The organism is uncultured Pseudoxanthomonas sp. (genome assembly GCF_947498795.1).
Classification (GTDB): domain Bacteria; phylum Pseudomonadota; class Gammaproteobacteria; order Xanthomonadales; family Xanthomonadaceae; genus Pseudoxanthomonas_A.
Genome location: NZ_CANMLQ010000001.1, coordinates 1,036,940 through 1,059,688, shown reverse-complemented (window position 1 = coordinate 1,059,688; position 22,749 = coordinate 1,036,940). Strand labels below are relative to the sequence as shown.

General features: G+C 69.7%; 20 protein-coding genes. 13 read left to right on the top strand and 7 right to left on the bottom strand.

Translation table 11 applies throughout. The annotated features are described in order from the left end of the window. Positions 1–13: 13 nt before the first annotated feature. Positions 14–1,843, top strand: a complete 1,830-nt coding sequence (locus Q0907_RS05200) for a PHB depolymerase family esterase (RefSeq protein ID WP_299342240.1) — start codon at positions 14–16, stop codon at positions 1,841–1,843. Positions 1,844–1,864: 21 nt separating this feature from the next. Here the strand turns inward: Q0907_RS05200 and Q0907_RS05195 are convergent, their stop codons facing one another. Further along, the gene (locus Q0907_RS05195) at positions 1,865–3,175 is read right to left on the bottom strand and encodes an alpha/beta fold hydrolase (protein ID WP_299342237.1); all 1,311 of its coding nucleotides are present in this window, start codon (positions 3,173–3,175) and stop codon (positions 1,865–1,867) included. 188 nt (positions 3,176–3,363) lie between these two features. Between Q0907_RS05195 and Q0907_RS05190 the strand changes: the two genes are divergently transcribed. From Q0907_RS05190 to Q0907_RS05175, 4 genes are all read left to right on the top strand, one after another. Continuing rightward, positions 3,364–3,516: a hypothetical protein gene (locus tag Q0907_RS05190; protein ID WP_296278279.1), complete on the top strand. Its 153-nt coding sequence runs from the start codon at positions 3,364–3,366 to the stop codon at positions 3,514–3,516. Continuing rightward, positions 3,513–3,983: a YaiI/YqxD family protein gene (locus tag Q0907_RS05185; protein WP_299342234.1), complete on the top strand. Its 471-nt coding sequence runs from the start codon at positions 3,513–3,515 to the stop codon at positions 3,981–3,983. Before Q0907_RS05190 ends, Q0907_RS05185 begins: the two co-directional genes overlap by 4 nt. 9 nt (positions 3,984–3,992) lie before the next feature. Continuing rightward, entirely contained in the window at positions 3,993–4,331 is a 339-nt protein-coding gene (locus tag Q0907_RS05180) for a DUF6122 family protein (RefSeq protein ID WP_296278281.1), read from the top strand. A 204-nt stretch (positions 4,332–4,535) separates the two neighbouring features. Then, a complete protein-coding gene (locus tag Q0907_RS05175; protein ID WP_296278306.1) occupies positions 4,536–4,877 on the top strand; it encodes a YkgJ family cysteine cluster protein in 342 nt (113 codons plus the stop codon). Between the two features lie 20 nt (positions 4,878–4,897). On the opposite strand, the gene Q0907_RS05170 is transcribed toward Q0907_RS05175, so the two are convergent. Both Q0907_RS05170 and Q0907_RS05165 read right to left on the bottom strand, forming a co-directional pair. After that, positions 4,898–5,947, bottom strand: a complete 1,050-nt coding sequence (locus tag Q0907_RS05170) for an LD-carboxypeptidase (RefSeq protein ID WP_299342231.1) — start codon at positions 5,945–5,947, stop codon at positions 4,898–4,900. 80 nt (positions 5,948–6,027) lie between these two features. Continuing rightward, the gene (locus tag Q0907_RS05165; protein ID WP_296278283.1) at positions 6,028–6,210 is read right to left on the bottom strand and encodes a DUF2892 domain-containing protein; all 183 of its coding nucleotides are present in this window, start codon (positions 6,208–6,210) and stop codon (positions 6,028–6,030) included. 174 nt (positions 6,211–6,384) lie between these two features. On the opposite strand from Q0907_RS05165, the gene Q0907_RS05160 reads away from it, so the two are divergent. Both Q0907_RS05160 and Q0907_RS05155 read left to right on the top strand, forming a co-directional pair. After that, positions 6,385–7,002: a dihydrofolate reductase family protein gene (locus tag Q0907_RS05160; RefSeq protein WP_299342229.1), complete on the top strand. Its 618-nt coding sequence runs from the start codon at positions 6,385–6,387 to the stop codon at positions 7,000–7,002. Positions 7,003–7,086: 84 nt separating this feature from the next. Next, positions 7,087–7,569, top strand: a complete 483-nt coding sequence (locus Q0907_RS05155) for a VOC family protein (RefSeq protein WP_296278285.1) — start codon at positions 7,087–7,089, stop codon at positions 7,567–7,569. Between the two features lie 23 nt (positions 7,570–7,592). Here Q0907_RS05155 and Q0907_RS05150 read toward each other — a convergent pair whose 3' ends face one another. Continuing rightward, positions 7,593–9,731: a prolyl oligopeptidase family serine peptidase gene (locus Q0907_RS05150; protein ID WP_299342228.1), complete on the bottom strand. Its 2,139-nt coding sequence runs from the start codon at positions 9,729–9,731 to the stop codon at positions 7,593–7,595. 176 nt (positions 9,732–9,907) lie between these two features. On the opposite strand from Q0907_RS05150, the gene Q0907_RS05145 reads away from it, so the two are divergent. Next, positions 9,908–12,805 (top strand): two-component regulator propeller domain-containing protein, encoded by a 2,898-nt coding sequence (locus Q0907_RS05145; RefSeq protein ID WP_299342226.1) that lies wholly within the window; start codon positions 9,908–9,910, stop codon positions 12,803–12,805. Between the two features lie 28 nt (positions 12,806–12,833). On the opposite strand, the gene Q0907_RS05140 is transcribed toward Q0907_RS05145, so the two are convergent. Then, positions 12,834–13,976, bottom strand: coding sequence for a beta-eliminating lyase-related protein (locus Q0907_RS05140; RefSeq protein ID WP_299342223.1), 1,143 nt, complete (start codon positions 13,974–13,976; stop codon positions 12,834–12,836). Between the two features lie 232 nt (positions 13,977–14,208). On the opposite strand from Q0907_RS05140, the gene Q0907_RS05135 reads away from it, so the two are divergent. The 3 genes from Q0907_RS05135 to Q0907_RS05125 are packed head-to-tail and all read left to right on the top strand — an operon-like array spanning position 14,209 to position 16,952. Continuing rightward, positions 14,209–15,357 (top strand): SPFH domain-containing protein, encoded by a 1,149-nt coding sequence (locus Q0907_RS05135; protein ID WP_296278289.1) that lies wholly within the window; start codon positions 14,209–14,211, stop codon positions 15,355–15,357. A gap of 12 nt (positions 15,358–15,369) precedes the next feature. Next, positions 15,370–16,695 (top strand): TFIIB-type zinc ribbon-containing protein, encoded by a 1,326-nt coding sequence (locus tag Q0907_RS05130; protein ID WP_299342221.1) that lies wholly within the window; start codon positions 15,370–15,372, stop codon positions 16,693–16,695. Beyond that, positions 16,692–16,952 (top strand): hypothetical protein, encoded by a 261-nt coding sequence (locus Q0907_RS05125; RefSeq protein WP_296278291.1) that lies wholly within the window; start codon positions 16,692–16,694, stop codon positions 16,950–16,952. The genes Q0907_RS05130 and Q0907_RS05125 overlap by 4 nt, the downstream gene beginning before the upstream one ends. 119 nt (positions 16,953–17,071) lie before the next feature. Here the strand turns inward: Q0907_RS05125 and Q0907_RS05120 are convergent, their stop codons facing one another. Beyond that, the gene (locus Q0907_RS05120; RefSeq protein WP_299342219.1) at positions 17,072–18,148 is read right to left on the bottom strand and encodes an AraC family transcriptional regulator; all 1,077 of its coding nucleotides are present in this window, start codon (positions 18,146–18,148) and stop codon (positions 17,072–17,074) included. A gap of 95 nt (positions 18,149–18,243) precedes the next feature. On the opposite strand from Q0907_RS05120, the gene Q0907_RS05115 reads away from it, so the two are divergent. Together Q0907_RS05115 and Q0907_RS05110 are read left to right on the top strand one after the other, a co-directional pair. Then, positions 18,244–19,137, top strand: a complete 894-nt coding sequence (locus tag Q0907_RS05115) for a DUF2306 domain-containing protein (RefSeq protein WP_299342216.1) — start codon at positions 18,244–18,246, stop codon at positions 19,135–19,137. A 146-nt stretch (positions 19,138–19,283) separates the two neighbouring features. Next, the gene (locus Q0907_RS05110; RefSeq protein ID WP_299342214.1) at positions 19,284–20,138 is read left to right on the top strand and encodes a PA4780 family RIO1-like protein kinase; all 855 of its coding nucleotides are present in this window, start codon (positions 19,284–19,286) and stop codon (positions 20,136–20,138) included. A 55-nt stretch (positions 20,139–20,193) separates the two neighbouring features. Here Q0907_RS05110 and Q0907_RS05105 read toward each other — a convergent pair whose 3' ends face one another. After that, positions 20,194–22,482, bottom strand: a complete 2,289-nt coding sequence (locus Q0907_RS05105) for a bifunctional diguanylate cyclase/phosphodiesterase (RefSeq protein ID WP_299342212.1) — start codon at positions 22,480–22,482, stop codon at positions 20,194–20,196. Between the last annotated feature and the right edge of the window lie 267 nt (positions 22,483–22,749).

The following is a 22,749-nucleotide window of genomic DNA, read 5'->3' as shown; positions in this document are numbered from 1 at the left end:
GGAGGTGCCGTCGATGTCGATCGCTGCGCTGCTGTGTCGTCCCGTCCCGCTCATCCCGTCCCGTCGCGCGGGCCTGTTGCTCGCTTCCCTGTTGCTGGTGGTGGCCAGCAGTCCGGCACTGGCGTTGACCGAAGTCACCGGCTTCGGCAGCAATCCGGGCAACCTGCGCATGCACAAGTACGTTCCCGCGGGGCTGCCCGCGGATGCGCCGCTGGTGGTCGCCCTGCACGGCTGCGCGCAGTCCGCGTCCAACTACGATGCCGAGACGGGTTGGGAGTTGCTCGCCAACCGCTTCGGTTTCGCCCTGTTGCTGCCCGAGCAGCAGACCGGCAACAACAGCAGCCGCTGTTTCAACTGGTTCGAGACGGCGGACACGGCGCGCGGCCAGGGCGAACCGCTGTCGATCAAGCAGATGGTCGACCGCATGATCGCCGACCATGCGATCGATCCCGCGCGCGTCTACGTCACCGGTTTGTCCGCGGGTGGCGCGATGACCTCGGTGATGCTGGCGACCTACCCCGACGTCTTTGCCGGGGGCGCGATCGTGGCGGGCCTGCCCTACCGCTGTGCGACGAGCCAGAGCGCGGCGTTCAGCTGCATGAACCCTGGCAGCGACCTGAGCCCTGCCCAATGGGGCGCGAAGGTACGTGCTGCCAGCAGCTGGACCGGGCCCTGGCCGATCGTGTCGATCTGGCATGGCGATGCCGACTACGTCGTGCGCCCGGCCAACCTCACCGAGAGCCTGGAGCAGTGGGCCGACGTGCACGGCATCGATACCGTGGCCGACGCCACCGACACCGTCAGCGGCTTCCCGCACAGGGTGTACAAGGACGCGGCGGGCAATGCCAAGGTCGAAACCTACGTCATCACCGGCATGGGCCACGGCACGCCGGTCGATCCCGGCAGCGGCGAAACGCAGTGCGGCACCGCGGGCGCCTACATCCTCGACGTGAACCTCTGTTCCAGCTACTACATCACCCGCTTCTTCGGCCTGGACAACCTGGACGGCACGCCGCCGACCGTCGCCCTGACCTCACCCGCCAACGGCGCCAGCGTCAGCGGTACGGTGGCACTGGCGGCCTCGGCCAGCGACGACATCGGCGTGGCGCGCGTGGACTTCCTGCTGGACGGTGCGCTGCTCGGCAGCGATGCCAGCGCGCCCTACAGCCTCGCCTGGAACAGCGGCGGCACCGGCAACGGCGCGCACGTGCTGCAGGCGCGCGCGCTCGACCTCGCCGGCAATACCGGCACCTCCGCTGCCGTGAACGTCACCGTCATCGGTGGCACGAGTGGCGGCTCGCCGGTCACGGTCGTGTTCAACAACGAGGATGCCAACGATGGTTACGTGAAGGCCAGCGCCACCGGCGGCAGTCCGGCCGTCGGCACGCTGGAGGCGTACTACGGCCTGGCGATCGGCCGCGGCACCGACGGCAACCACAATCGCGCGGTGCTCTCCTTCGATACGTCATCGCTGCCGGACAACGCGGTGGTGACGTCCGCCACGCTGACGGTGGCCTACCGCAGCGCGAGCGGCGATCCGTGGAGCAATCCCGCCGGCAACACGCTGGTCGTCGATGTCCGCAGCGGCTGCCTTGGCGCATGCCCCATCGAAGCGGCGGACTGGGCCGCCGCCACGACCACCGCCAGTAGCGCGCAGGTGCCGGCCTTCAGCGGCGGCAACCAGACCAGTACCGTGTTCGATACCGCCGGGCGCGCGGCGATCAACCGCACCGGGCGCACGCAGCTGAAGTTGCGCTTCGCCGCCAATCCCTCGGCGACGCACTATGTGTGGATCGACCGCGGCGCGACCGCCAAGCTCTCGGTCACTTACACGCTGCCGTGACCGGCAAGGCCTGCCGCCGCTTCACGGCGGCGGCAGGATCTTCCAGAACATGCCCGCGCCCAGCTTCACCGACTGCAGTGGCTTGCGCTGCGCGGCGGGCTGGTTCGCGCGGAACATCTCGCGGATGTCGCCCATCACCTTGTCCGACTCCATGAAGTAGGAGTGCGCCAGCACGCTCTGGTCCACGCCGGAGACGTCGATGGTGTCCACGCCGGAGACCAGCACGACGCCTTCGCTGGTGTCGCCGGCGCGCGGCCCGCGGTTGACCTGCTTGGACGCCTTCAGCGCCAGGTCCTCCGACGACGCGTAGAGCGTGACCCGGCCACTCGCCCGCTGCAGCGCAGGCGCCAGTTCGGTGCGGAATACCTTTGCGTCGATGTCCGGTGCGGCGAGGATGATGCCGCGGAAGCGCCCGCGCAGTTCCGGCCGGCGGGTGACCAGGTTGCGCACGGCCTGGGTCAGCCCGCGCGTGCCCATGCTGTGCCCGATCACGTACAGGTTCTGCGCGCCGGAGCGGTCGGCGAGGTCGGACAGGAAGTTCTCGATGTACGGTACCGAGCGCGCGATGCTCTGCTCGTCGGTGAAGTAGCCCGACAGCGCGGCCTGCGAAGGCCAGCTGTAGAACACCGGTGCGCCGTCGAAGCGCAGGTCGTACGCCAGCTGCGCCGTACGCCGGGCCGCGTCGCGGAAGCTGACGTTGTACCCGTGCACGAACACGAAGGCATTGCGTCCGCGGGAGGCGCCCACGCGGTCGTACAGGCGCGCGAAGAAAGGGGATTTATCCAAGCGGGTGACGTCCTGCAGGATGACGTGCTGCTTGGGATCCTCCTTGAATTCCAGCAGGTACCAGCGGGGCGATTCCAGTTCGCCCGCGACGTGGACCTTCGGGATGCTGATGCGCGCGGTGCCATAGGTGAGCTGGCGCGCGAGCGAAGGCGTGAAGCGATCGCCTGCGGGCAGCGAGGCGAATGCCGCCGCCGGCGCGCGGTTGGTGGCGTAGAACACGTCGACGTTGACGAAGTCCTGCTGCGGAGGCCGGCCCGACTGCGCAGCCTCGCGGGCCCGCGCTTCGCGCTCGGCCGCTTCGCGCGCGGTCGCATCGCGCTGCTGGCGCACCCGCGCTTCGGCCTCGGCGGCACGGCGTTGGGCTTCGGCGCGCGCGGCCGCTTCGGCCGCGCTGCTGGGCGGCGGCGGCGGCGGCGGTGGCGGTGGCGGTGGCGGTGGCGGCGGTTGCGGGCTCTCCACGGGCGGAGGCAACGGCGTCTCCTTGACGCGTTTCGCACAGCCGGCCAGCACCAGGGCCGCCAGCACCAGGCAGAGGATTCGCCGCATTCTTCACCCCATGGAAGGACGTCGGGACCGCACCCGTCCCCCGGGGGTGGCCGACGGCGGGATGGTAGCGCAGGGGCCGGCGCCGCAGCGAGCCGGCGGGCGCCGCATTCGCCAGCAGCGCGCCTGCGGGCTATCGTGTACGGGTACGGGCCGCCTCCGCACGCCCTCCCCTCACTGGAAGAACGCCCATGCCGACCCCCAACTACTCCTTCGAGAAACGACAGCGCGAGCTGGCCAAGAAGAAGAAGAAGGAAGAGAAGGACGCCAAGAAGCGCGCCGAACGCGACGCGGCCCGGACCGATGCGGGCGCGGAAGACACGCCGGCCGATACCCGGGAATGACCGAAGCGGCGGCGCCGCCCCCGCAGGTCTGGGTCGATGCCGATGCCTGCCCGGGTCCGGTGAAGGAAATCCTGTTCCGCGCTGCCGAGCGCGCGCAGGTGCCGGTCACCCTGGTCGCCAACCAGTGGCTGCGCACCCCGCCCTCGCGCTTCATCCGCGCCCTGCAGGTACAGGGCGGCTACGACGTCGCCGACGATGCCATCGCAGAGCGTGCGCGCCCGGGCGACCTGGTCGTGACCCAGGACATCCCGCTGGCCGCGCGCGTGCTGGCCAACGGCGCGCAGGCGGTAGACCCGCGCGGTGAGCGCTTCACGCCGGACAACATCGCCGAGCGCCTGTCCATGCGGAACTTCATGGACGAACTGCGTGGCGCCGGCGTGCAGACCGGCGGACCGGCCGCGTTCAGCGCGCGCGATCGCCAGGGCTTCGCCAACCAGCTCGATCGCTGGCTGGCCACGCGTCGCTGAGCCGCCGCCATGCCCGACGTCGAACTCCGTGCGCCGCTCCACCTGCTGCTGCACGTGCTGGTGCCGGTGGCGCTGGCGCGGCTGTGCTGGCCCAGGGACTGGAAGCGCGCCGCGCTGTGGATGCTGGCGGCGTGGGTCATCGACCTGGACCACCTGCTCGCCGATCCGGTCTATGCGCCCGGCCGCTGCAGTATCGGCTTCCATCCCCTGCACACCTGGCCGGCCATCCTCGTCTACGCAGGGCTGGCGCTGCCGAAGAAGACCCGCTGGTTCGGCATCGGCCTGCTCATCCATATCGCCCTCGATGGCATCGACTGCCTGCTGATGCAGGCATCGCACGCAACCTGACCCGCCCGTTCAGTTCCGGCGGCGCGCTTCAGGTACGCGCGGGACCCACGGCGTACGATGGCTGCGCTGCACCTTCCGCGTCCCGTCCGACCGCCGCCACCGTCGCCCGCTGCGCTTTCCTCCATGCGTTTCCGCCACGAGCACGGGCGGAGCGCCACCCCGGGAGCGCTCCATGCCTCGCGATCCGTTCCAGCCCCCCTGCCAATCGACGCCGCCCCGCTTCCGCGGAGGACGACACCGGTGAGTACCGCGGTACCGCTCTGCGAACGCTGCGACGCGGTCTGCTGCCGCCTGACCGTGGTGCTGCAGCCCGAGGACGGCGTGCCTTCGCACCTGACCACCCACACCGACGCCGGCCTGCACGTGATGGCGCGCGATGAAGAGGGCTGGTGCGTGGCGATCGATGCGGCACGCATGTGCTGCTCGATCTACGACACGCGTCCGGACATCTGCCGCCGCTTCGTCATGGCCGGCCCGTACTGCCACGATGTCCGCACGGACTACCGTGACCGCACGTCGCGCGGCATTCCGCTCACGCTGTACTGACGCGGCACCGGCATCTGCCTTCAGGCGGCGAACACCGGCTCGAGCATGCGGAACGTGCCTGCGTCCGCGTCCATTTCCACCTTGCCGCCCACGGGCACGATGAACTGCTGCCGTATGTGGCCGATCATCGCGCCGCGATAGACCGGGATCTTCAGCGGCTTGAAGTAGTCGTCGAAGATCTGCGGAAGCGTCAGCGAGCCGTAGCCGCCGCCCGGGTCGCATTCGGTGCATTCGCCGAAGACGATGCCTTCGACCTTGTCCAGCGCGCCCATCAACCGCAACGTGCTGAGCATGCGGTCGATGCGGTAAGGCGCCTCCGACACATCCTCCAGGAACAGGATCTTGCCTGCGAAATCCGGCAGGTACGGCGAGCCGGCCAGCGCGGTCAGCACCGTCAGGTTGCCGCCGACCAGTTCGCCCTGCGCCTTGCCGCCGGTGATCGTGACCGTGCGGTTCCTGCGTTGCACCAGCTCGTCGCCCTTGTCCGCGCTGTTGGCGTACTGCATCTGCTCGCGCTGGAAGAAGACCCGGCGGAACTGGTCGGCGTTGAACGCGTTCCAGCTGCCGATGCCGATGGGGCCATGGAAACTTGTCAATCCGGCCTGCGACAGCAGGGCGTTCTGCAGCGCGGTGATGTCGGAATAGCCGAGCAGGATCTTCGGATTGCGGCGGATCATGCCGTAATCGAGCAACGGCAGCAGGCGCGCGGCACCGGAGCCGCCCCGGGCGCAGATGATCGCCTTGACCCCGCGGTCGGCGAACATCGCATTGAGGTCCCCCGCGCGTTCGGCATCGTTGCCGGCAAGATGCCCGTAACGCGACGCCAGGTGCGGCGCCACCTTCACCTTGAGCCCCAGCGCTTCCATCGCCTCCTGCGCGAGCTGCAGGTCGAACGGCTCGTCGGTCGCGCCGGACGGACTGACCAGCGCGACGGTGTCGCCGGGATTCAGCGGCGGCGGCAGCAGGCGCGCGCGCGGCGTCGCCGCGAAAGCGTGCTGGCCGGCCGCCAACGGCAGCATCAATGAGGTCGCGGCCAGCGCGGCCGATCCGAGGAACTGTCGTCTGTGCATGTCATCGCCTGTCGTGGGACGGCGACCAGCTTAGCAAGACCACGTTCCTCGCCCGGTCGGTAGCGAGGCGGACGGGCCCCTCACCGCCTGCAGGTGTTGATGCCGAGCAGCCCATACAGCGGGCAGACATTGAACAGGCCCGTCACCAGCGGCACCACGCCGATCCATGCCCATGCCGGACCGCCCACCAGCGCCCAGCCGATCAGCAGCGAGCCGACGACGATCCGTACCCATTTGTCGAAACCACCCACGTTCGCCTTCATCTGCGTGTCCTCCGGGATGAGGTGCCAGCGTGCGGCGTGCCGCTGCGCCCCGCATTGATCCCGATCAAGATCAGGGGCGGCGAGCCGCGTTTTTCTCACCCGGCCTGTCGATTCCGCGCTCCCCGGGGCGTCGCAGGGATGAGGGCCGGCATTCCGTCCGGCCAGGCGCACACCATGGGCAGACTCGTTGCAGCGGCCATGATCAGTCTCGACGGCGTCATGCAGGCGCCGGGCGGGCCGGAGGAGGACGCCAGCGGCGGCTTCGCGCACGGAGGCTGGGTGTGGCCTTATGCGGGCGAAGACGAGGCGATGGATGGCCTGTTCGCGCAGCCGTTCTCGCTGCTGCTGGGCCGGCGCACCTACGACATCTTCGCCGGCTACTGGCCCAACGTGCCGCGCGAGGCACCGCATGGCGGCATCGCGGACGCGTTCAACGGCGCCACCAAATACGTGGCCACCCATCGGCCCGCCACGCTCGCCTGGCCGCACAGTCACGCACTGGGCGCGGATGTCGCGGCTGCCGTGCGTGTGCTGAAGCAGCGCAGCGGCCCCGACCTGGTTACCCAGGGCAGCAGCGACCTGCTGCACCAGTTGCTCGCGACCGATCTGGTCGACGAGTTGCGCCTGCTGGTCTATCCGGTCCTGTTGGGCCGTGGCAAACGGCTGTTCGGCGACGACAGCCTGCCCGCCGCATTCCGGCTGGACGCCACGCGCAGTACCCGGGCGGGCGTGATCGTCAGCCGCTATCTGCGCGATGGCGATGTCCGCACCGGCACGTTCGCCGATCGCTGACAGACCTTCGCTTCACCCGGCTTTTCCGGCCGGACGGCATGATCGCCGCGCCGGCTTTCCTCCCTCCGACACTGGAGTTTCGCCATGACCCCGAAGAACACGATCTGCCTCTGGTACAACCGCGACGCGGAAGAGGCCGCGCATTTCTACGCGAAGACCTTCCCCGACAGCGCCGTGAAGGCCGTGCACCGCGCACCCGGCGACTATCCCTCCGGCAAGGCGGGCGACGTGCTGACGGTGGAGTTCACCGTCTGCGGAGTGCCTTGCATCGGATTGAACGGCGGCGACGCGTTCACGCACAGCGAAGCGTTCTCGTTCCAGATCGCGACCGATGACCAGGAGGAAACCGACCGGCTGTGGAACGCCATCGTCGGCAACGGCGGACGCGAAAGCGCCTGCGGCTGGTGCAAGGACAAGTGGGGCTTGAACTGGCAGATCACGCCGCGCGTGCTCACCGACGCCATGGCCAACCCCGACCGCGCGGTCGCCAAGCGCGCCTTCGAGGCGATGATGACGATGCGCAAGATCGATGTGGCGGCCATCGAGGCGGCCGTGCGCGGCGGCTGAGCCGCGCGCGCCGGGCCACGCGCCTACCTGTCCGTCGCCCGGAAGTCCGGCCTGCCGGCCTGCGCCAGGGTGAACGCATAGATGTCGGTCCACACCTCGTCCAGCTGGCTGCGGCTGGAGCCCATGCCGTGGCCGGCGCCGAAATCCAGCCGCAGCAGCACGGGCACCTTGCCGTCCTGCGCGGCGGCCAGGCGCGCGGCGTACTTGGCGCTGTGGAAGGTCGCTGCGCGCGGATCGTTGAGGCCGGACACCACCAGCGTGCGCGGGTACGCCGTGCCGGCACGGATGTGCTGGTACGGGTCCAGGTCGAACATGGTCTTGAACGAGGCCGCATCGGTGATCGGTCCGCCCCATTCCTCGATGTCCGCGTAGTTCTGCTCGGAGACGTAGCGCACCGGATTCATGAAGCCGACGTTGGCGATCGCGCCGGCGAACAGGTCCGGGCGCTCGTTGATCGCACCGCCCAGCATCACGCCGCCAGCGGAAGTACCGATCAGCGTCATCGTCTTCGATGAGCCCACCTTGTCGCGCATCAGCTGCTCGGCCACGTCGATGGCGTCGCGCCAGGTGGTGGCCTTGGTGCTTGCCTTGCCGGCGTAATGCCAGTCGCGGCCGAACTCTCCGCCGCCGCGCACGTTCGCCAGCGCGTACACGCCACCGCGGTCGAGGAAGGCGAGCACGCGCGCGTTGAAGCGCGGCAGCGCGGCGTAGCCGTAGGCGCCGTAGGCTTCCAGCAACACGGGTGTCGTGGCATCCAGGGTGGCGCCCTTCTTCATCACCAGCGTGTACGGCACCCGGGTGCCGTCGCGCACGGCGATCTCACTGCGTCGCGCTGCGTAGCCGGCGGTGTCGAACGGCAGTGGCGGCACCAGTGCGAGGTCCTTCAGCTGGCCGTCGCGCAGGTCGAGGCGGTAGACCGTCGATGGCGTGAACCAGCCGGTCATCGCCACCAGCACCTCGGGCGACGGCGCCCAGCCCTGCAGCGCAGTGACCTGGCCGTCGAACGGCAGCGCGAGCTTGACGGCCTTGCCGTCCTCGCCCACCCGCCACAGTCCGGAGGCCGGGCCGTCGATCGTGCGCACCAGCAGCCCGCCCTGCACGGCGAGGATCGATTCGATCACCGGCGTGCCCGGCAGCGCGACGATGCGCGCGGTCTTCAGGTCCGGCGCCGTCGCCGAGGTCTGCAGGATCTTCCCCCCGGAGGCCTGCTTCTTCGAGACCAGGTACAGGCGGTCGCCATCGACGCTGGAATCCACCACCACGTCGTCGAACCCGGCGACCGGCGTCCAGGTCGCGTTGCCCGTCATCGCGGTATCGGCATCGGCACGGTAGATCGCGATCTCGTTGCGGCCGTCGCGGACGACGGCGAGCGCCGTGCGGCTGTCCGGATCGAAGATCACCGGCACGAACTGCTCGGCCTTCGCGCTGATGCCGCCCTGCCCGCGGCGGGCCAGCAGCACGTCCGGCGCGGTGCTGCCCAGGCGATGCAGGCGCGCTTCGTTGCCGACGAAGTACGTGGGCGTGCCCGGTTCGCCGACGAACTTGAGGTAGCTGAAGGCCTCGCCGTTGCGGGTCCAGCTCATCATCCAGGCGTGCGGAATGGCGACGGGCAGGAAGCCCCCGGTCGCCACGTCGAGTACGCGCAACGTGGAGTGTTCGGTACCGCGCCTGGACAGCGCGACCAGCACATGGCGACCGGTCGGCGACGCGGCCCAGCGATCGATCACCTGGTCGCCATCGGCATTCTTCAGCGTGGTCGGGTCGAGCAGCACGCGGGTGCGGCCATCGGCCTCGCGCACCATCAGCTTGGTGTCCTGCTCACCGGCCGCACGGATTTCGTGGAAGACGCGGCCGCCGGCCTGTTCGGCCTGGCCGACGGTGGTGAGTTCGCCGGAGCGCGCGGCCACGTCGGCCAGCAGCGAAGCGCGACCGGGCATCGCGGCGAAGACGCCCTGGGTGTGCTTGGCCTGCGCCTGCAGCCAGGGCATCCAGTCGGGGTCCTTGCCGCTTTCCATCCAGCGGTACGGATCGGTCACCTGCGTGCCGTAATAATCGTCGGTAACCGCCTGCACCTTGGCCACAGGCGCCTGCGCCAGGACCCCGACGAACGGACACAGCGCCACGAGCATCAACAGCGGACGGACCCCATGTGCAGTCGGCATTCGGCTTCTCCGGGTTGGGCCCACGGTCCCGCGGGCTGACCCGCCTATGTACGAGGGCGCCGGCGGGAACCGGCCAGCCGTCGCGTGCGACTCAACCGGTCGCCCTCGCGGCCGCTATCGACGTTGCTGCTAGCATGGCGCGTCACCGGTGGGGAGACCGATGCCTGGAATTCCGCATGTTCCTTGACGCACGGCGTACCTGCGCCCTGCTGGCCGGTGTGCTGGGCGCACTTCTCCTGTTTCCCGCCCACGCACTCGACGCGCGGCGGGCGATTGGCCAGTTCACCCACGTCTGGTACGAGAACCAGCTGCCCCAGGGGACCGTCCTCTCCATCGACCAGCAGGCCGATGGCGCGATCTGGCTGGCGACCTACGGCGGCCTGGCGCGCTACAGCGGCGACGGTTTCGAGACCATCGACCCGCGCGTCGCACCCGCGCTGAAGAGCTCGGCGATCACCGCGGTCAGCGCGGATCGCGAAGGTGGCCTGTGGGTCGGCACCCTCAACGGTGGCCTGTACCGACGGCAGGGACGCGCGCTCGAGCAGGTGGCGTTGCCCGCCGGCATCGAGAGCGTCTTCGGGATCGTCCGCGACACGTCGGGCAGCCTGTGGCTCACCACCAATGCGGGCGTGGTGCGGACCGCGAACGGCGCGCCCCGCCTGCTGGGCGATGCCGATGGCTTCCCGCCGCGCGGGTTCTACCGCGGCATCGTCGCCGACCGCGACGGGGGCGTCTGGATCGCGGCCGATGGCGTGGGCGTGGTCCACTGGCACGACGGCCGCGCACGGCTCTACGACGAACAGGACGGCCTGCCCAGCAATGCGGTGTACAGCCTGGCCGTCGACGCGGCGGGCGCGGTGTGGGTCGGCACCCAGTCCGGTCCGGCGTTCTTCCGCGAGGGGCGCTTCCACCGCCACCCGCGTGCGGCGGCGCTCGATGGGCGACGCATCTACACGCTGTACGGCGACCGTGACGGCAGCGTCTGGTTCGCACCGCTCGACATGGGCCTCTGCCGACTGGTCGCGGGTGACTTCAGTTGCGACGACACGCTGGCCGGCCTGCAGGGCGAGACCGTGCGATCGATGTTCGAGGATCGCGAAGGCAACCTGTGGATCGGTACTACCTCCAGCGGCCTGCACCGGCTCAGCCCCTCCAAGCTGGTCACCGTCACCGGACAGATGGTGTCCAATGCAGTGCGTGCCGTGCACCAGGTGCCGGGCGGCGCGCTGTGGGTCGGCACCGATGGCGCCGGCCTGTCCCGCTACGAAGGCGCAGTACTGCGGCCGGCCGCGGCCTACAACCGACAGTTGTCCAGCCAGCTGATCCGTGCGATCCGTTCCGACACCCGGGGCCAGTTGTGGGTCGCCGGCACCGAGGGCGTGACCCGCTTCGACAGCGCCGGCCGCGCCCGCACCTTCGGCCTGTCGGACGGGCTGCCCGGCACGATCGTGTTCGCGTTCGCGCCCGCCCGCCAGGGCGGCATGTGGACCGGCACCCTGCAGGGCGTGGCCCGCATCGACGGCGAGCGGGTCGACGTGGTGGACGGCACCCGCGGCGACGACACCCGGGCCCTCTACGAAGATGCCGACGGGCGACTGTGGATCGGCCTGCGCAGCGGCCTGCGTTGCCTGTACCTCGGCAAGGTGGACAGCTGCGGCACCGATGGCCTGGCGGGCAGCAGCGTGTTCGCATTCCATCCCGCCGTCGACGGCAGCCTGTGGCTGGGCACCAGCGTGGGCATCGTGCGGATCCGCGACGGCAAGGTCACCCGTTATCTCCAGCGCGCCGGGTTCCATGGCGATGCGGTGTTCGCCCTGCTGGACGATGGTCGCGGGCACCTCTGGTTCAGTTCGAACCGCGGCATCGGACGCCTGGCGAAGGCGGACTTCGACGCGCTCGACCGGGGCGAGGTGCAGCAGCTCGCGCCGCGCTGGTACGGCACCAGCGACGGCATGCTCAATGCGCAGGGCAACGGCGCATCGCAGACGCCGGCGGACCACAGCGACGACGGCCGCCTCTGGTTCGGCACCGCGAAGGGCGTCGTCATCGTCGACCCCGACCGCATGCAGGGCAATGCCCAACCGCCGCCGGTCTCGATCGAGCGCCTGCTGGTGGACGGCGTGGACGTCGAACCGGCTTCGATCATGCGGCTGGGGCCCGGCGTGGAACGCCTGGAACTGCAGTTCGCGGCGATGAGTTACGTGGCCCCGTCGGCGGTGCGCTACCGCTATCGACTGGACGGCTTCGACCGCGCCTGGAGCGAGCCTGGCGCCGGTCGCGCCGCGTACTACACCAACCTGCCGCCGGGCGATTACGTGTTCCGCGTGATGGCCAGCAACAACGATGGCGTGTGGAATGAACAAGGCGCGCAGTTGCGCTTCACCCTGCTGCCGCAATGGCACCAGACCTGGTGGCTGCACACGCTGGCGGCCCTGGCCGCGCTGGGGCTGGTGGCGGCGCTCGTGCGGCTGCGCCTGCGCACCGCGCGCGAACGCGAGCGCGCGTTGACGCACGAGGTCGCGCAGCGCACCGACGCGCTGCGCGAGGCCAACGAACGCCTCCAGCATCTGGCCGCCAGCGATGCGCTCACCGGTATCGCCAACCGGCGCGAATTCACCCGCCGCCTGCGGCTGGCCTGGGACGACCACGCCGCGCGCGATGCGTCGCTGGCGGTGCTGTTGATCGACGTGGACGACTTCAAGGCCTACAACGACAGCTACGGCCACCTGGGGGGCGATGCGGCGCTGGCGACCCTCGCGGCGGCCCTCGCCACCAGCCTGCGCGGCAGCGACGACCTGGCGGCGCGCTACGGCGGCGAAGAGTTCGCCATCCTGCTGCCGGATTGCGACACCGACACGGCACTGGGTCTCGCGCGACGCCTGGTGGACGACGTGCAACGTCTCGCCCTGCCCCATCGCGCGTCCAGCGTCGCGGACGTCATCACCGTCAGCATCGGCGCCGCCAGCCGGCATCCTGCGCGTGGCGGCAATCCCGACGCCCTGCTGCACGCGGCCGACGCCGCGCTGTACCAGGCCAAGGACGAAGGGAGGAATCGCGCGTTGCCGGCGAGCTGACGCGCGACGGTGGCGGACGCCGCCAGCGTTATCCCAGGAAGACGCTCACGTAGTCGGCTACGGGACGCCGCAGCAGCGTCGTATTCACTGCCAGCGGCACCCGACCTTCATGCCATCGGCCGACGCGGATGCCCGCCTGCCGACCACGCTCGAATGCAGCGTCCGCGAGCGGCTGCGCCATGTCGAGCCAGAACAGATTGGATGCGTCCGGCGAACTGCGTTCGCGTACCTTGCCGCTGGCCACCAACGTGGCGATCAGTTCGCGCGCCTGCGCATGGGCCTTCGCGATGTCCGCCAGGAACCCCGGCAATGCGTCGAGCGCCAGCAGTGCAGGCATCCATCCCTGGTACAGCGTGCCACCGAACACGTGGCGAAGCGCGCGCGCCTGGGCGATGTCCCCCTTCGACCCTGCAAGCACTGCACCGAACGGCGCATCCAGGTACTTGTACAGCGATACGTACACGGTATCGAATTCCGCCGCGTATGCGGGCAGATCGAAGCCGGGCGGCGCCATCAGCAGGCGCGCGCCGTCCAAGTGCAGGCGCGCGCCATGCGCCCGTGCCAGCGTGGCGATGTCGCGTACCCGGGCGAGCGGGACCAGTTCAGCACCGGCCCGGCGCACGGGGCTTTCGAGCGAAACCGCCCCGATCTTCATGGGATACGGACCGCTCTCCGAAGCGCTGATCGCGGCACGCACCTCATCCAGCGACGGGCTGGCGCGACCGGCCGCCAACGGCAACAGGTTGAGCGAGGACAATCGCTGGGCGGCATCGCTCTCGTCGCGGTACACATGGCTCTCCTGTTGCACCAGCACGCGCTGGTGCTCGCCGCAGAGCACGCGCAGGGCCACGTTGTTCGCCAGGGTCCCGGTGGGAAAGAACGCACAGTCTTCCTTGCCGAGCATGGTGGCGAAGGCCTGCTCGAGACGGCCCACTGCCCCCTGCTGCAGGTAGCCGTCCCGCACGTCGGCCTGCGTGCGCGCCAGTTCCGCCAGCTTTGCCGCCATCGCCACCGGATCCGGCGGCGCGCTGTCGCCGACGAGCCACACGCTGCGCGCATCCACGGGCGGGAACACCGGGCCGGCCGGCGGCACTCCGCCCGCCGGAACGACGTCCGCGGCAGCCGCCAGCGCTGCGCCCAGCGAGCCTTGAAGGAAGGTGCGTCGGTCCACGGACATGCTCCGGCGTTGGCCATCGGGGTCTAGCCCGCATCGTACGGAGCCGTTCCTGCGGGGCGATGTGCCATTGGTGATGACCGTCGGACGAAGCGGATGCGGCAACCGGCACGCATACGTGGGCCGACCGCGCCCATGACGTATGCGCCATGCCGGTAACAGGGCGATGGGTATACTCGGCCACGATCGGCGGGTGCTCTTACCCGCCCACGAATCACGGAGCGATGTCATGGGTCTCGTACAGGCGGTGGTGGGTGCGGTCGGCGGCGTGCTGGGCGACCAGTGGAAGGATTTCTACACGGTGCCGCAGGGCCTGCCGTCCACGGCGGCGCTGTTCGCGGCGGTGCCGCAGGGCACCAATGCCGGTCGCGGGTCCAACACCAGCGGCTCCACCAACATCATCACCAACGGCTCGAAGATCGTCGTGCCCGAAGGCTACGGCCTGCTGCTGATGCAGGACGGCGCGATCACCGCCTTCGTCGCCGAGCCGGGCGGTTACGAATGGCGTTCGGACGACATCAACTCCAAGTCGATCTTCGCCGGCGACGGCATCGTCTCGACCTTCATCACCCAGAGCTGGGAACGCTTCAAGTTCGGCGGCCAGCCGGGCTCGCAGCAGGCGGCGTTCTTCGTCTCGCTCAAGGAACTGCCGGACAACCGCTTCGGCACGCAGTCCGAAATCTACTGGGACGACGGCTTCCTCAACACCCAGGTCGGCGCGGTCACGCGCGGCTCGTACACGCTGAAGATCGTCGACCCCATCCTGTTCGTGAAGAACTTCGTGCCGGCCAGCTACCTGCAGCCGGGCAAGGTGTTCGACTTCACCGACCTCGACAACGCCGCCGCCACCCAGTTGTTCAATGAAGTGGTGGGTTCGCTGGCGCCGGCCTTCAGCCTGTACACCAACGATCCGTCCAAGGGCAACCGCATCACCAAGCTGCAGCAGGATTCGCTGGGCTTCGCGCAGAGCCTCTCGGCGGCCGTCGAACAGGGCTACCAGTGGAGCTCCAGCCGCGGCCTGGCCATCGTCAAGACCGCCATCGTCTCCATCGAGTACGACGCGAACACGCGCGAACTGTTGAAGACCGTGCAGCGCGCCGATGCGCTGTCCGGCTCGCGCGGCAACTCCAACCTGCAGGCCAGCGTGGCGCAGGGCATCCAGTCCGCCGGCGAGAATGGCGGTGCAGCGGGCCTGATGGGCATTGGCATGGCGTCCGGGATGATGGGCGTGGGCGGCCTGCAACAGCCGGCCACGCCGGCCGCACCCGCGGCGGACGATCCGGTCGCCAAGCTGAAGAAGGCCAAGGAGATGCTCGACCTCGGCCTGATCACGCAGTCCGACTACGACGCGCTGAAGGCGAAGGCCCTGGGCCTGTAAGCGGACGCGCGCATGTCCACCCCGAACCGTCCGGCGCCGCCGCCGTTGCCGCCGGCTCCTCCTGCGTTGGGCCCCGGCTCGCCGCAGGAGGTACCGCCCTTGCCCGGGAGTTTCCCGGTCGATCCCGCCACCCTGCCCGACGCGATCCGCGAGGAAATCGAAGCGCCCGACCCGCTCGCCATCGACACCGCGGCGGCAGAGCTGAAGGACGGCCTGAACCGCTGCCCGAAGTGCGGCGCCACCGACATCCGCCACAAGCTGGGCAGCGACGTGCTGGTCTGCCTGTACTGCCGCAACGAATGGGTGGGCGCGCGGGTCGAGGAGGCCTTCGGCCTGGGTGAAGGGCTGGACCAGCTGCGCGGCACGGTGATCGCCAGCGGTGCCCGCGCGATCGACGCGGACACCGCCAGCCTGATGACCTTCAAGTGCACCGGCTGCGGTGCCGAGGTCACGGTGAACACCGAGAGCGCCATGACGGCGCGTTGCCACTGGTGCCGCCACGTGTTCGGGGTCAACGAGCAGATCCGCAATGGTGCGGTGCCCGACGCCGTGTTGCCGTTCCACATCAGGAAGGATGATGCGGTCGCGCGCATCCGCCAGTTCGTCGACAAGCGCAGGCTGTTCGCGCTGAAGGCGTTCAAGGACGAGTTCTCGCCCGAGAATGTCGTCGGCGTGTACCTGCCCTACATGATCGTCGACGGCAATGCGAGCGCCGAGGTCGCCGGCAAGGGCGAGATCCTGACGCGCACCTATACCCGCGGCACCGACAAGAACAAGAAGACGTACTACGACGCCGACGTCTACCGCGTGGAGCGCGCGGTCGAGTTCACCGTCGACGACCTGCCGCTGGAGTCCTCGCGCGAGCGCGGCAACCTCGATACCAAGGTCAACACGCAGAACATCATCAACACCATCCTGCCGTTCGACACCAAGAACGCAGTGAAATGGAATGCGTCCTACCTGTCCGGCTTCACCTCCGAGAAGCGCGATACCGACGTGGAGCAGTTGCGGCCGAAGCTGGAAGACCAGCTGCTGTCGATCGCGCGCGCACAGGTGGAGGACTCGGTGGGTCGCTACGATCGCGGCGTGCGCTGGGAGCAGGAGCGCCTGGACGTGCACGGCACGCGCTGGGTGTCGATGTACCTGCCGGTCTGGCTGTATTCGTACCACCAGCCCGGCAGCAACGGCGGCCTGCTGCACTACATCGCGGTCAACGGCCGCACCGGCGAGACGATGGGCAGCGTGCCGGTGCAGCAATGGAAACTGCTGCTGACCGCACTGACCGTGGGCACCTTCCTGGAGGGCATCGCCCTCTGGATCATCTGGGCAGGATCATGAGCGACGACAACGGCCTATGGCTGCTGGCGCTGGGCCCGACGGGCGCCGCGGCGCTGTACTGGGCCATCTACCGCTACTACCGGAACACCGACAAGTCGCACGCGTTCGAGCATGAGACGGACGTGGTGGCCAAGCCGGTGACCGGCACCGACCGCAAGATCGACGAGGTCAAGGGCACCCAGCGCACCCGCATCGACGGCGACAACGTGCGGGCGTACCGGCAGCGCGTGCAACGCGTGGGCGACGACGTCCGCTGACGACGCGTCGTGGCGGATGCGTAAAGGCGCGCCGCAGGCGGGGAAGCCCGCGGCGGTTGCGGCGCCCGACCTGCGGCTCGCCCGGCGCAACGTGTCCGGCGGTCCACGCCGGGACAGCGCTAGGACATTTCCAGCCTCGCGTGTGGCGACGCCCGGTGCGCGGCGCGGTACGCCGTCGGCGTGCAACCCATCGCCGCCTTGAAGGCCCGGTTGAACGGACCCAGCGACGCGAACCCGGCATCGCCGCTGATCTCCAGGATGGTCGCATCGTCGTCCGTATCCGCCAGCCGGCGGCATGCATGCGCGATGCGGTGGCGGTTGATCAGCTGATTGAAGTTGCGTTCGCCCAACCCCTGGCGGATCAGGCGACTTAGCCGGTGCTCGGCCGTGCCGAGGCGACGGGCAAGATCGGCGACCTTCAGGTCGGGCTCGCGATACACCTGCTGCGCGTCGAGATGGCGCTGCAACGCGCGCACTAGGCGCGCATCGTCCTCGCTGACCGTACCCACCGGCGCGCGCGCCGCACCGATGGTGTCCGGCGTGGAGAGCGGTGCGCGGCGGCGATGCCGGACTGCCGCATGGGTGAACAGGATCATCGCCATCGCGCAGACCGGAATCACGCCACTGCGCAGCGCCGCCAATGACGGGCTGGCGCTGGCCAGCGCCCCCAGCAGCGTGGTGCCCAGCACGCAGGCGGCGAACAGCAGCATGAAGGCGAGCCGCAGGCGGCGTTCGGCACGCGGCAAGGCCGACCAGTCGCCGCGCAGCGCTTCCAGGAAGGTCAGCACCAGCAGGGTGGAACTGGCCAGCGTGAGCAGGCCATCCACGCCCGATACCCACGACGACGCGGTCCCCTGCGCAGCGAGGGTGCCGCCGCGGTAGGCGGCGATCAGGACGGCCACGCCACCGGCCACCAGCACGTGCACGCGCCCCACCCCGCCTTCGCCGCGGAACAGCGCCCGCGACACCAGCCAGAAGCCGTTGCACGTGGCGCTGCCACCGATCGCGACGGCCCACACCATCCACGCCGGGGCATCCGTCATCCACGACGACATCAGCGAGAGCGCCATGGAGCCGCTGACGACCGCGAATATCACGTCCAGATCGCGCTTGGGCCGCTGCCAGAGCAGCACCAGCAACGACCCCACCGCCACCGCGACCGCCATGGCGGTCGCGCCTGCCTGCCAGCCTTGCATCGTGTCGTCCTCCCGGGTTGCGGCACAGCCTGCGGCACGCCCGCGCGACCTCCAAGCGCCATCGGTCATGCCAGGTGCGGGCATGCCGAATCGCCATGCCCATCCGGCTGGCCGATTTCCGAATTGGCGAGACGCCCTCCCGACGCCTGCGCATCGTGCCTGCCTTCCTTTTCCGGAGCTTCGCCATGCCCGTCCCGCGTTCCCCTGCGACCCCCTCGCGCTTCCTGTCCGCCGGCGCGACCGCCTGGTTCATCGCCGCCACCCTCGGGCAATGGGCCTTCGTCCTTTTCATCGTGCTGTTCTTCGGCGGGCCGGTGCTGGACGGCGACCTGTCCCCACTGAACGCCAAGCCGCATGTCACGGGCCATGTGCCCGGCGATGTGGCGGGCAACGTGCAGTTTGTCGGTCACGCGTTGCTGGCCGGCCTGGTGACCTTTGCCGGGGCGTGGCAGCTGGTCCCGGCGCTGCGGCGGCGCTGGCCTGCGGTGCATCGCTGGAACGGGCGCATGTTCCTGGCCGTCGCGCTGGTGGTGACGCTGACGGGGTTCTACCTGGTATGGGTGCGCGGCTCGCAGCTGGGACCGGCCAGCAACCTCTCGATCTCGCTGAACGGGCTGCTGATCGTGGTGTTCGCGGCGCTCGCATGGCGGAGTGCACGCAGGCAGGAATTCGCGGCGCACCGTCGCCACGCGCTGCGGGCCTACCTTCTGGTCAACGGCGTCTGGTTCCTGCGCATCGGCATCATGCTCGCGGGCCTGGTGCTGGCGCCGCTGGGCATCCGGATCGATTACAGCGGCGCGCCCTTCCTGCTGGTCAGCTTCGGCAGCTGGATGGTGCCCATGGCCGTGCTGGCACTGTACTTCCGCGTCGAGCGGTCGCCGCATGCGCGCAGGAAAATGGCGATGGGCGGCCTGCTGGCGCTGCTGGCCCTGCTCACCGCCGCCGGCAGCCTGGCGGCCATCGCCTTCATGTGGTGGCCGTTCCTGTGACCGCCGGCGCGCCGGCAGGCGGTCGCGCGGGCCATGGCCGGAACCCGCGCGGGCCATCGGCCGTCCGCTGCACGCCACGCCGCGTTCGGGCACACTGCGCGGCCGTCACGTGATTCGGCCGCGCGCCCGCACCCCACAAGGACTTCGTGAAGACCCCTGCCAGCCTGCTGATGCTGATCGACGAAGGCGTCATCGACGAGGTCCTGCGCCCGCTCAAGAGCGGCAAGGAGGCGGCCGTCTACGTGGTGCGGTCCGGCGACGACGTGCGTTGCGCGAAGGTCTACAAGGACATGGCGCAGCGCAGCTTCCAGAAGCGCGCGCAGTACCAGGAAGGCCGCAAGTCGCGCGGCAGCCGCGAGGCCCGAGCGGTCGCCACCGGCAGCCGCTACGGCCGCAGGCAGCAGGAAGCCGAGTGGAAGAACGCCGAGGTCGACGCGCTGTACCAGTTGCGCGAAGCCGGCGTGCGCGTGCCGGAACCCCATGGCTTCTTCCACGGCGTGCTGGTGATGGAACTGGTCACCGACGCCGAGGGCTTCTCCGCCCCGCGCCTGGGCGAAGTGGAGCTGACCCCCGAACAGGCCCGCGCGTACCACGCCATCCTGGTGCGCCAGGTGGTGCGCATGCTGTGCTGCGGCCTGATCCATGGCGACCTGTCGGCGTACAACGTGCTGGTCGGTCCCGATGGCCCGGTGGTGATCGACTTCCCGCAGGTGGTCAGCGCCGCCGGCAACAACGCCGCCCGCAGCATGCTGCTGCGCGACGTCAACAACCTCACCGCCTCCCTCGGCCGTTGGGCGCCGGAACTGCTCGATACGTGGTACGGCGAGGAAATGTGGGTGCTGTACGAAGCCGGCACGCTGCTGCCGGACACCCCCCTGACCGGCCGGTTCACCCCGGACGAACGCAGCGTCGACCTCGACGGCGTGCGCGATGCGATCAACGACGCGCGCGAACTGGCGCTGATCCGCCAGCAGGGCCGCGAGGCGCAGGACGAGGATTGATCGGGCACCAGGTGGAACCGCGGACGCCGGTGCACGGCCACGCACCGCGCCCGCATCAGGCCCTTCGTGCCAGGCGACGCTCGATGTCCGCCATCACGCCTGGCAGCGCCGCCGCGTCGACCGGCGGCGAGAACCAGTACCCCTGCGCAGCGAAGCAGTGCAGCCTGCGCAGCGCCGTGGCGGTCTCGGCATCCTCCACGCCTTCGGCCACCACCTGCATGCCCAGCTTGCGTGCCAGGCGGATCGTCGACCCCACGATGGCTGCACTGGCTTCGTGCTTGCGCAGGTTGACGATGAAGCTCTTGTCCAGCTTCAGTTCCTCCACCGGCATGTCCTGCAGGTACGCCAGCGAGCTGTATCCCGTGCCGTAGTCGTCGATCGACAGCTTCACCCCCTGCGCTGCGAGCGCATGCAGCGTCGCCAGGCTGGTGGCGGGGTCGGACATCGCGGCCGATTCGGTCACTTCCAGCACCAGCCGGTGCGCCAGCACTTCGGCACGCGCAAGCTGGCCGCGCACCTCCGAGGACAGCGTGCCGTCCAGCAGGCTGCACACCGACAGGTTCACCGCCACCGTCAACGCCATACCCGCCCGCTGCCACGCCGCGCACTGCTCCAGCGCCAGGTGCAGTACGTACTGCGTCACCTCCGGCATCAGGCCGGTGTGCTCCATCAGCGGGATGAACTGCCCGGGCGGCAGCGTGCCCTTCTGCGGATGCTCCCAGCGCAGCAACGCTTCCACGCCGATCACGCGCATGTCGTGCAGCCTGACCTTGGGCTGGTACTGGAGCCGCAGCTGGCCATCGGCCAGCGCATCGCGCAGTTCGTTGAGCAGCAGCAGCGTGCGCGGGTCCTGGCGCGGGAGATCCTGCGCGAAGCGGGCGATGCCGTCCTGCTGCTGGCGTGCGCGGCGCATGCCGAGGGTCGCGCGATGCACCAGCACGCCGGGCTCATCGCCATCGTCCGGGCCGATGGACAGTCCCATGCTGGCCGCCATCCGCAGCTTCGCCCCGTCTAGCCAGACGGCATCGCGCAGGGACTCCTGCAGCCGGTGCGCGACGGCGAACGCCTGCGCCGCGTCCTGCAACGCCGGCATCACCACGCAGAATTCGTCCGCGCCCATGTAGACCAGCGCGTCGCGGGGCGACAGCGCGACGCGCCAACGGTGCGCGAGTTCGCGCAGCAGCAGGTCGCCGGCAGCGTGGCCGTACGCCTCGTTGACCGCACCGAAACGGTCGATGTCGATGACCAGCACCGCGGTCTTCCGGCCGGCGTCCATCGCGCGCGCCACCACGTCCAGCAAGCGGCGACGGTTGGGCAGGCCGGTCAGCGGATCGGTCTCCGCCGCCACCACCAGGGCGTCATGCTGACGGTCGACCTGGCCACGCAATCCGCGCAGCCGCCACCACAACAGCAACGCGGCGGTGCCGATCACCGCGACGACGATGATGGCGGAGGTCACTGCATCCGGCCGTGCGGGCGCCAGCAGGCTCAGGGGCGCCGCCAGCATGGCCAGCGCCACGAGCGAGAAGCGACCGGCCGTGCCATCCACCCGGGATGCATCCCGGATCGCCAGCAGGCGATGCCGCGATGGATGCAGCGCCGCGGCGCCCCAGCAGACGTAGGCCAGCAGCCACAGCGGGAACAGCAGCGTGGGCGGCGTGGCGCCGCCGAAACTCATCGCATGGTAGACGGCATCGGCGACCGTCCAGGACACCAGGCCGAGCACCAGCAGCTTCAACGAAGGCGAGCGCGTCTCCGGTGCACTGGCCAACCACGCCGCCAACGCCAGCAGGCCCAGGTCGGCGACCGGATACAGCGTGCGGAAGCGATGCGGCGCGGGGAACGGCGGCGCCTGGTCCAGCGTGGGCTGCACGAACAGCCACCAGCCCAGCAGTCCGGCGCACAGCAACACCACCACGCCATCGAGCAACCCTTTCCACGCGATCGGCCCACTGGTGCGGTGGCGGATGAAACCGAGCAGCCCCGCCGCGAACGCAGCGGTCGCCGCGGTGTACAGCGCATCCGCGGCGGAGAGCCCGCGCGCCGACGTGCCGGCCGCATCCATGTCCGATTGCACGAACGCGCCCGCGACGAACAGCGCATGGGCCGCCGCCAGCCACCACCACGGCCCGCGGCGCCGCCCATGCACCTGCGCCGCCCCGATGACCAGGCCGAGGGTGCTCCCGACCAGCAACGTGCCGCCATACCAGCGCCACTGGATCAACCCCAGCGCTGCGACGGCCAGCATGAATACCCACCACGCGTGACCCAGTCGCCCGCTCGCAAGCGGAAACCACTCGCGCCGCGTGGCCGTGATCGCTTCCACGATGGCGTGACGGCTCATCGGGCGCATCCGGCCTCCGCGCGTGTGCGACAGGCGACGACGATCATCACCACGCAGTTCGGATCCATCCGCCAGCCTCGGGAGCCTATCGACACAGTCAAAATCTAGCACGCGTGTACGACACGCCCGCATCGCATCGATGAGGTGTTTCGCTTCTTAATGTGACATGCGCGACTACTGTGACTCGAGCTCGCACCGACGCACGGACATGACCCCTGTCTGCGTCATCCGATCAGCGCCACGCACGCTTGGAAGTGATCGCATCAC

Excerpts from the sequence above, each read along its gene's own strand:
- Q0907_RS05200 (WP_299342240.1), top strand. The coding sequence starts at position 14 with ATGTCGATCGCTGCGCTGCTGTGTCGTCCCGTCCCGCTCATCCCGTCC.
- Q0907_RS05195 (WP_299342237.1), bottom strand. The coding sequence starts at position 3,175 with ATGCGGCGAATCCTCTGCCTGGTGCTGGCGGCCCTGGTGCTGGCCGGC.
- Q0907_RS05190 (WP_296278279.1), top strand. The coding sequence starts at position 3,364 with ATGCCGACCCCCAACTACTCCTTCGAGAAACGACAGCGCGAGCTGGCC.
- Q0907_RS05185 (WP_299342234.1), top strand. The coding sequence starts at position 3,513 with ATGACCGAAGCGGCGGCGCCGCCCCCGCAGGTCTGGGTCGATGCCGAT.
- Q0907_RS05180 (WP_296278281.1), top strand. The coding sequence starts at position 3,993 with ATGCCCGACGTCGAACTCCGTGCGCCGCTCCACCTGCTGCTGCACGTG.
- Q0907_RS05170 (WP_299342231.1), bottom strand. The coding sequence starts at position 5,947 with ATGCACAGACGACAGTTCCTCGGATCGGCCGCGCTGGCCGCGACCTCA.
- Q0907_RS05165 (WP_296278283.1), bottom strand. The coding sequence starts at position 6,210 with ATGAAGGCGAACGTGGGTGGTTTCGACAAATGGGTACGGATCGTCGTC.
- Q0907_RS05160 (WP_299342229.1), top strand. The coding sequence starts at position 6,385 with ATGGGCAGACTCGTTGCAGCGGCCATGATCAGTCTCGACGGCGTCATG.
- Q0907_RS05155 (WP_296278285.1), top strand. The coding sequence starts at position 7,087 with ATGACCCCGAAGAACACGATCTGCCTCTGGTACAACCGCGACGCGGAA.
- Q0907_RS05150 (WP_299342228.1), bottom strand. The coding sequence starts at position 9,731 with ATGCCGACTGCACATGGGGTCCGTCCGCTGTTGATGCTCGTGGCGCTG.
- Q0907_RS05145 (WP_299342226.1), top strand. The coding sequence starts at position 9,908 with ATGTTCCTTGACGCACGGCGTACCTGCGCCCTGCTGGCCGGTGTGCTG.
- Q0907_RS05135 (WP_296278289.1), top strand. The coding sequence starts at position 14,209 with ATGGGTCTCGTACAGGCGGTGGTGGGTGCGGTCGGCGGCGTGCTGGGC.
- Q0907_RS05130 (WP_299342221.1), top strand. The coding sequence starts at position 15,370 with ATGTCCACCCCGAACCGTCCGGCGCCGCCGCCGTTGCCGCCGGCTCCT.
- Q0907_RS05125 (WP_296278291.1), top strand. The coding sequence starts at position 16,692 with ATGAGCGACGACAACGGCCTATGGCTGCTGGCGCTGGGCCCGACGGGC.
- Q0907_RS05120 (WP_299342219.1), bottom strand. The coding sequence starts at position 18,148 with ATGCAAGGCTGGCAGGCAGGCGCGACCGCCATGGCGGTCGCGGTGGCG.
- Q0907_RS05115 (WP_299342216.1), top strand. The coding sequence starts at position 18,244 with ATGCCCATCCGGCTGGCCGATTTCCGAATTGGCGAGACGCCCTCCCGA.
- Q0907_RS05105 (WP_299342212.1), bottom strand. The coding sequence starts at position 22,482 with ATGAGCCGTCACGCCATCGTGGAAGCGATCACGGCCACGCGGCGCGAG.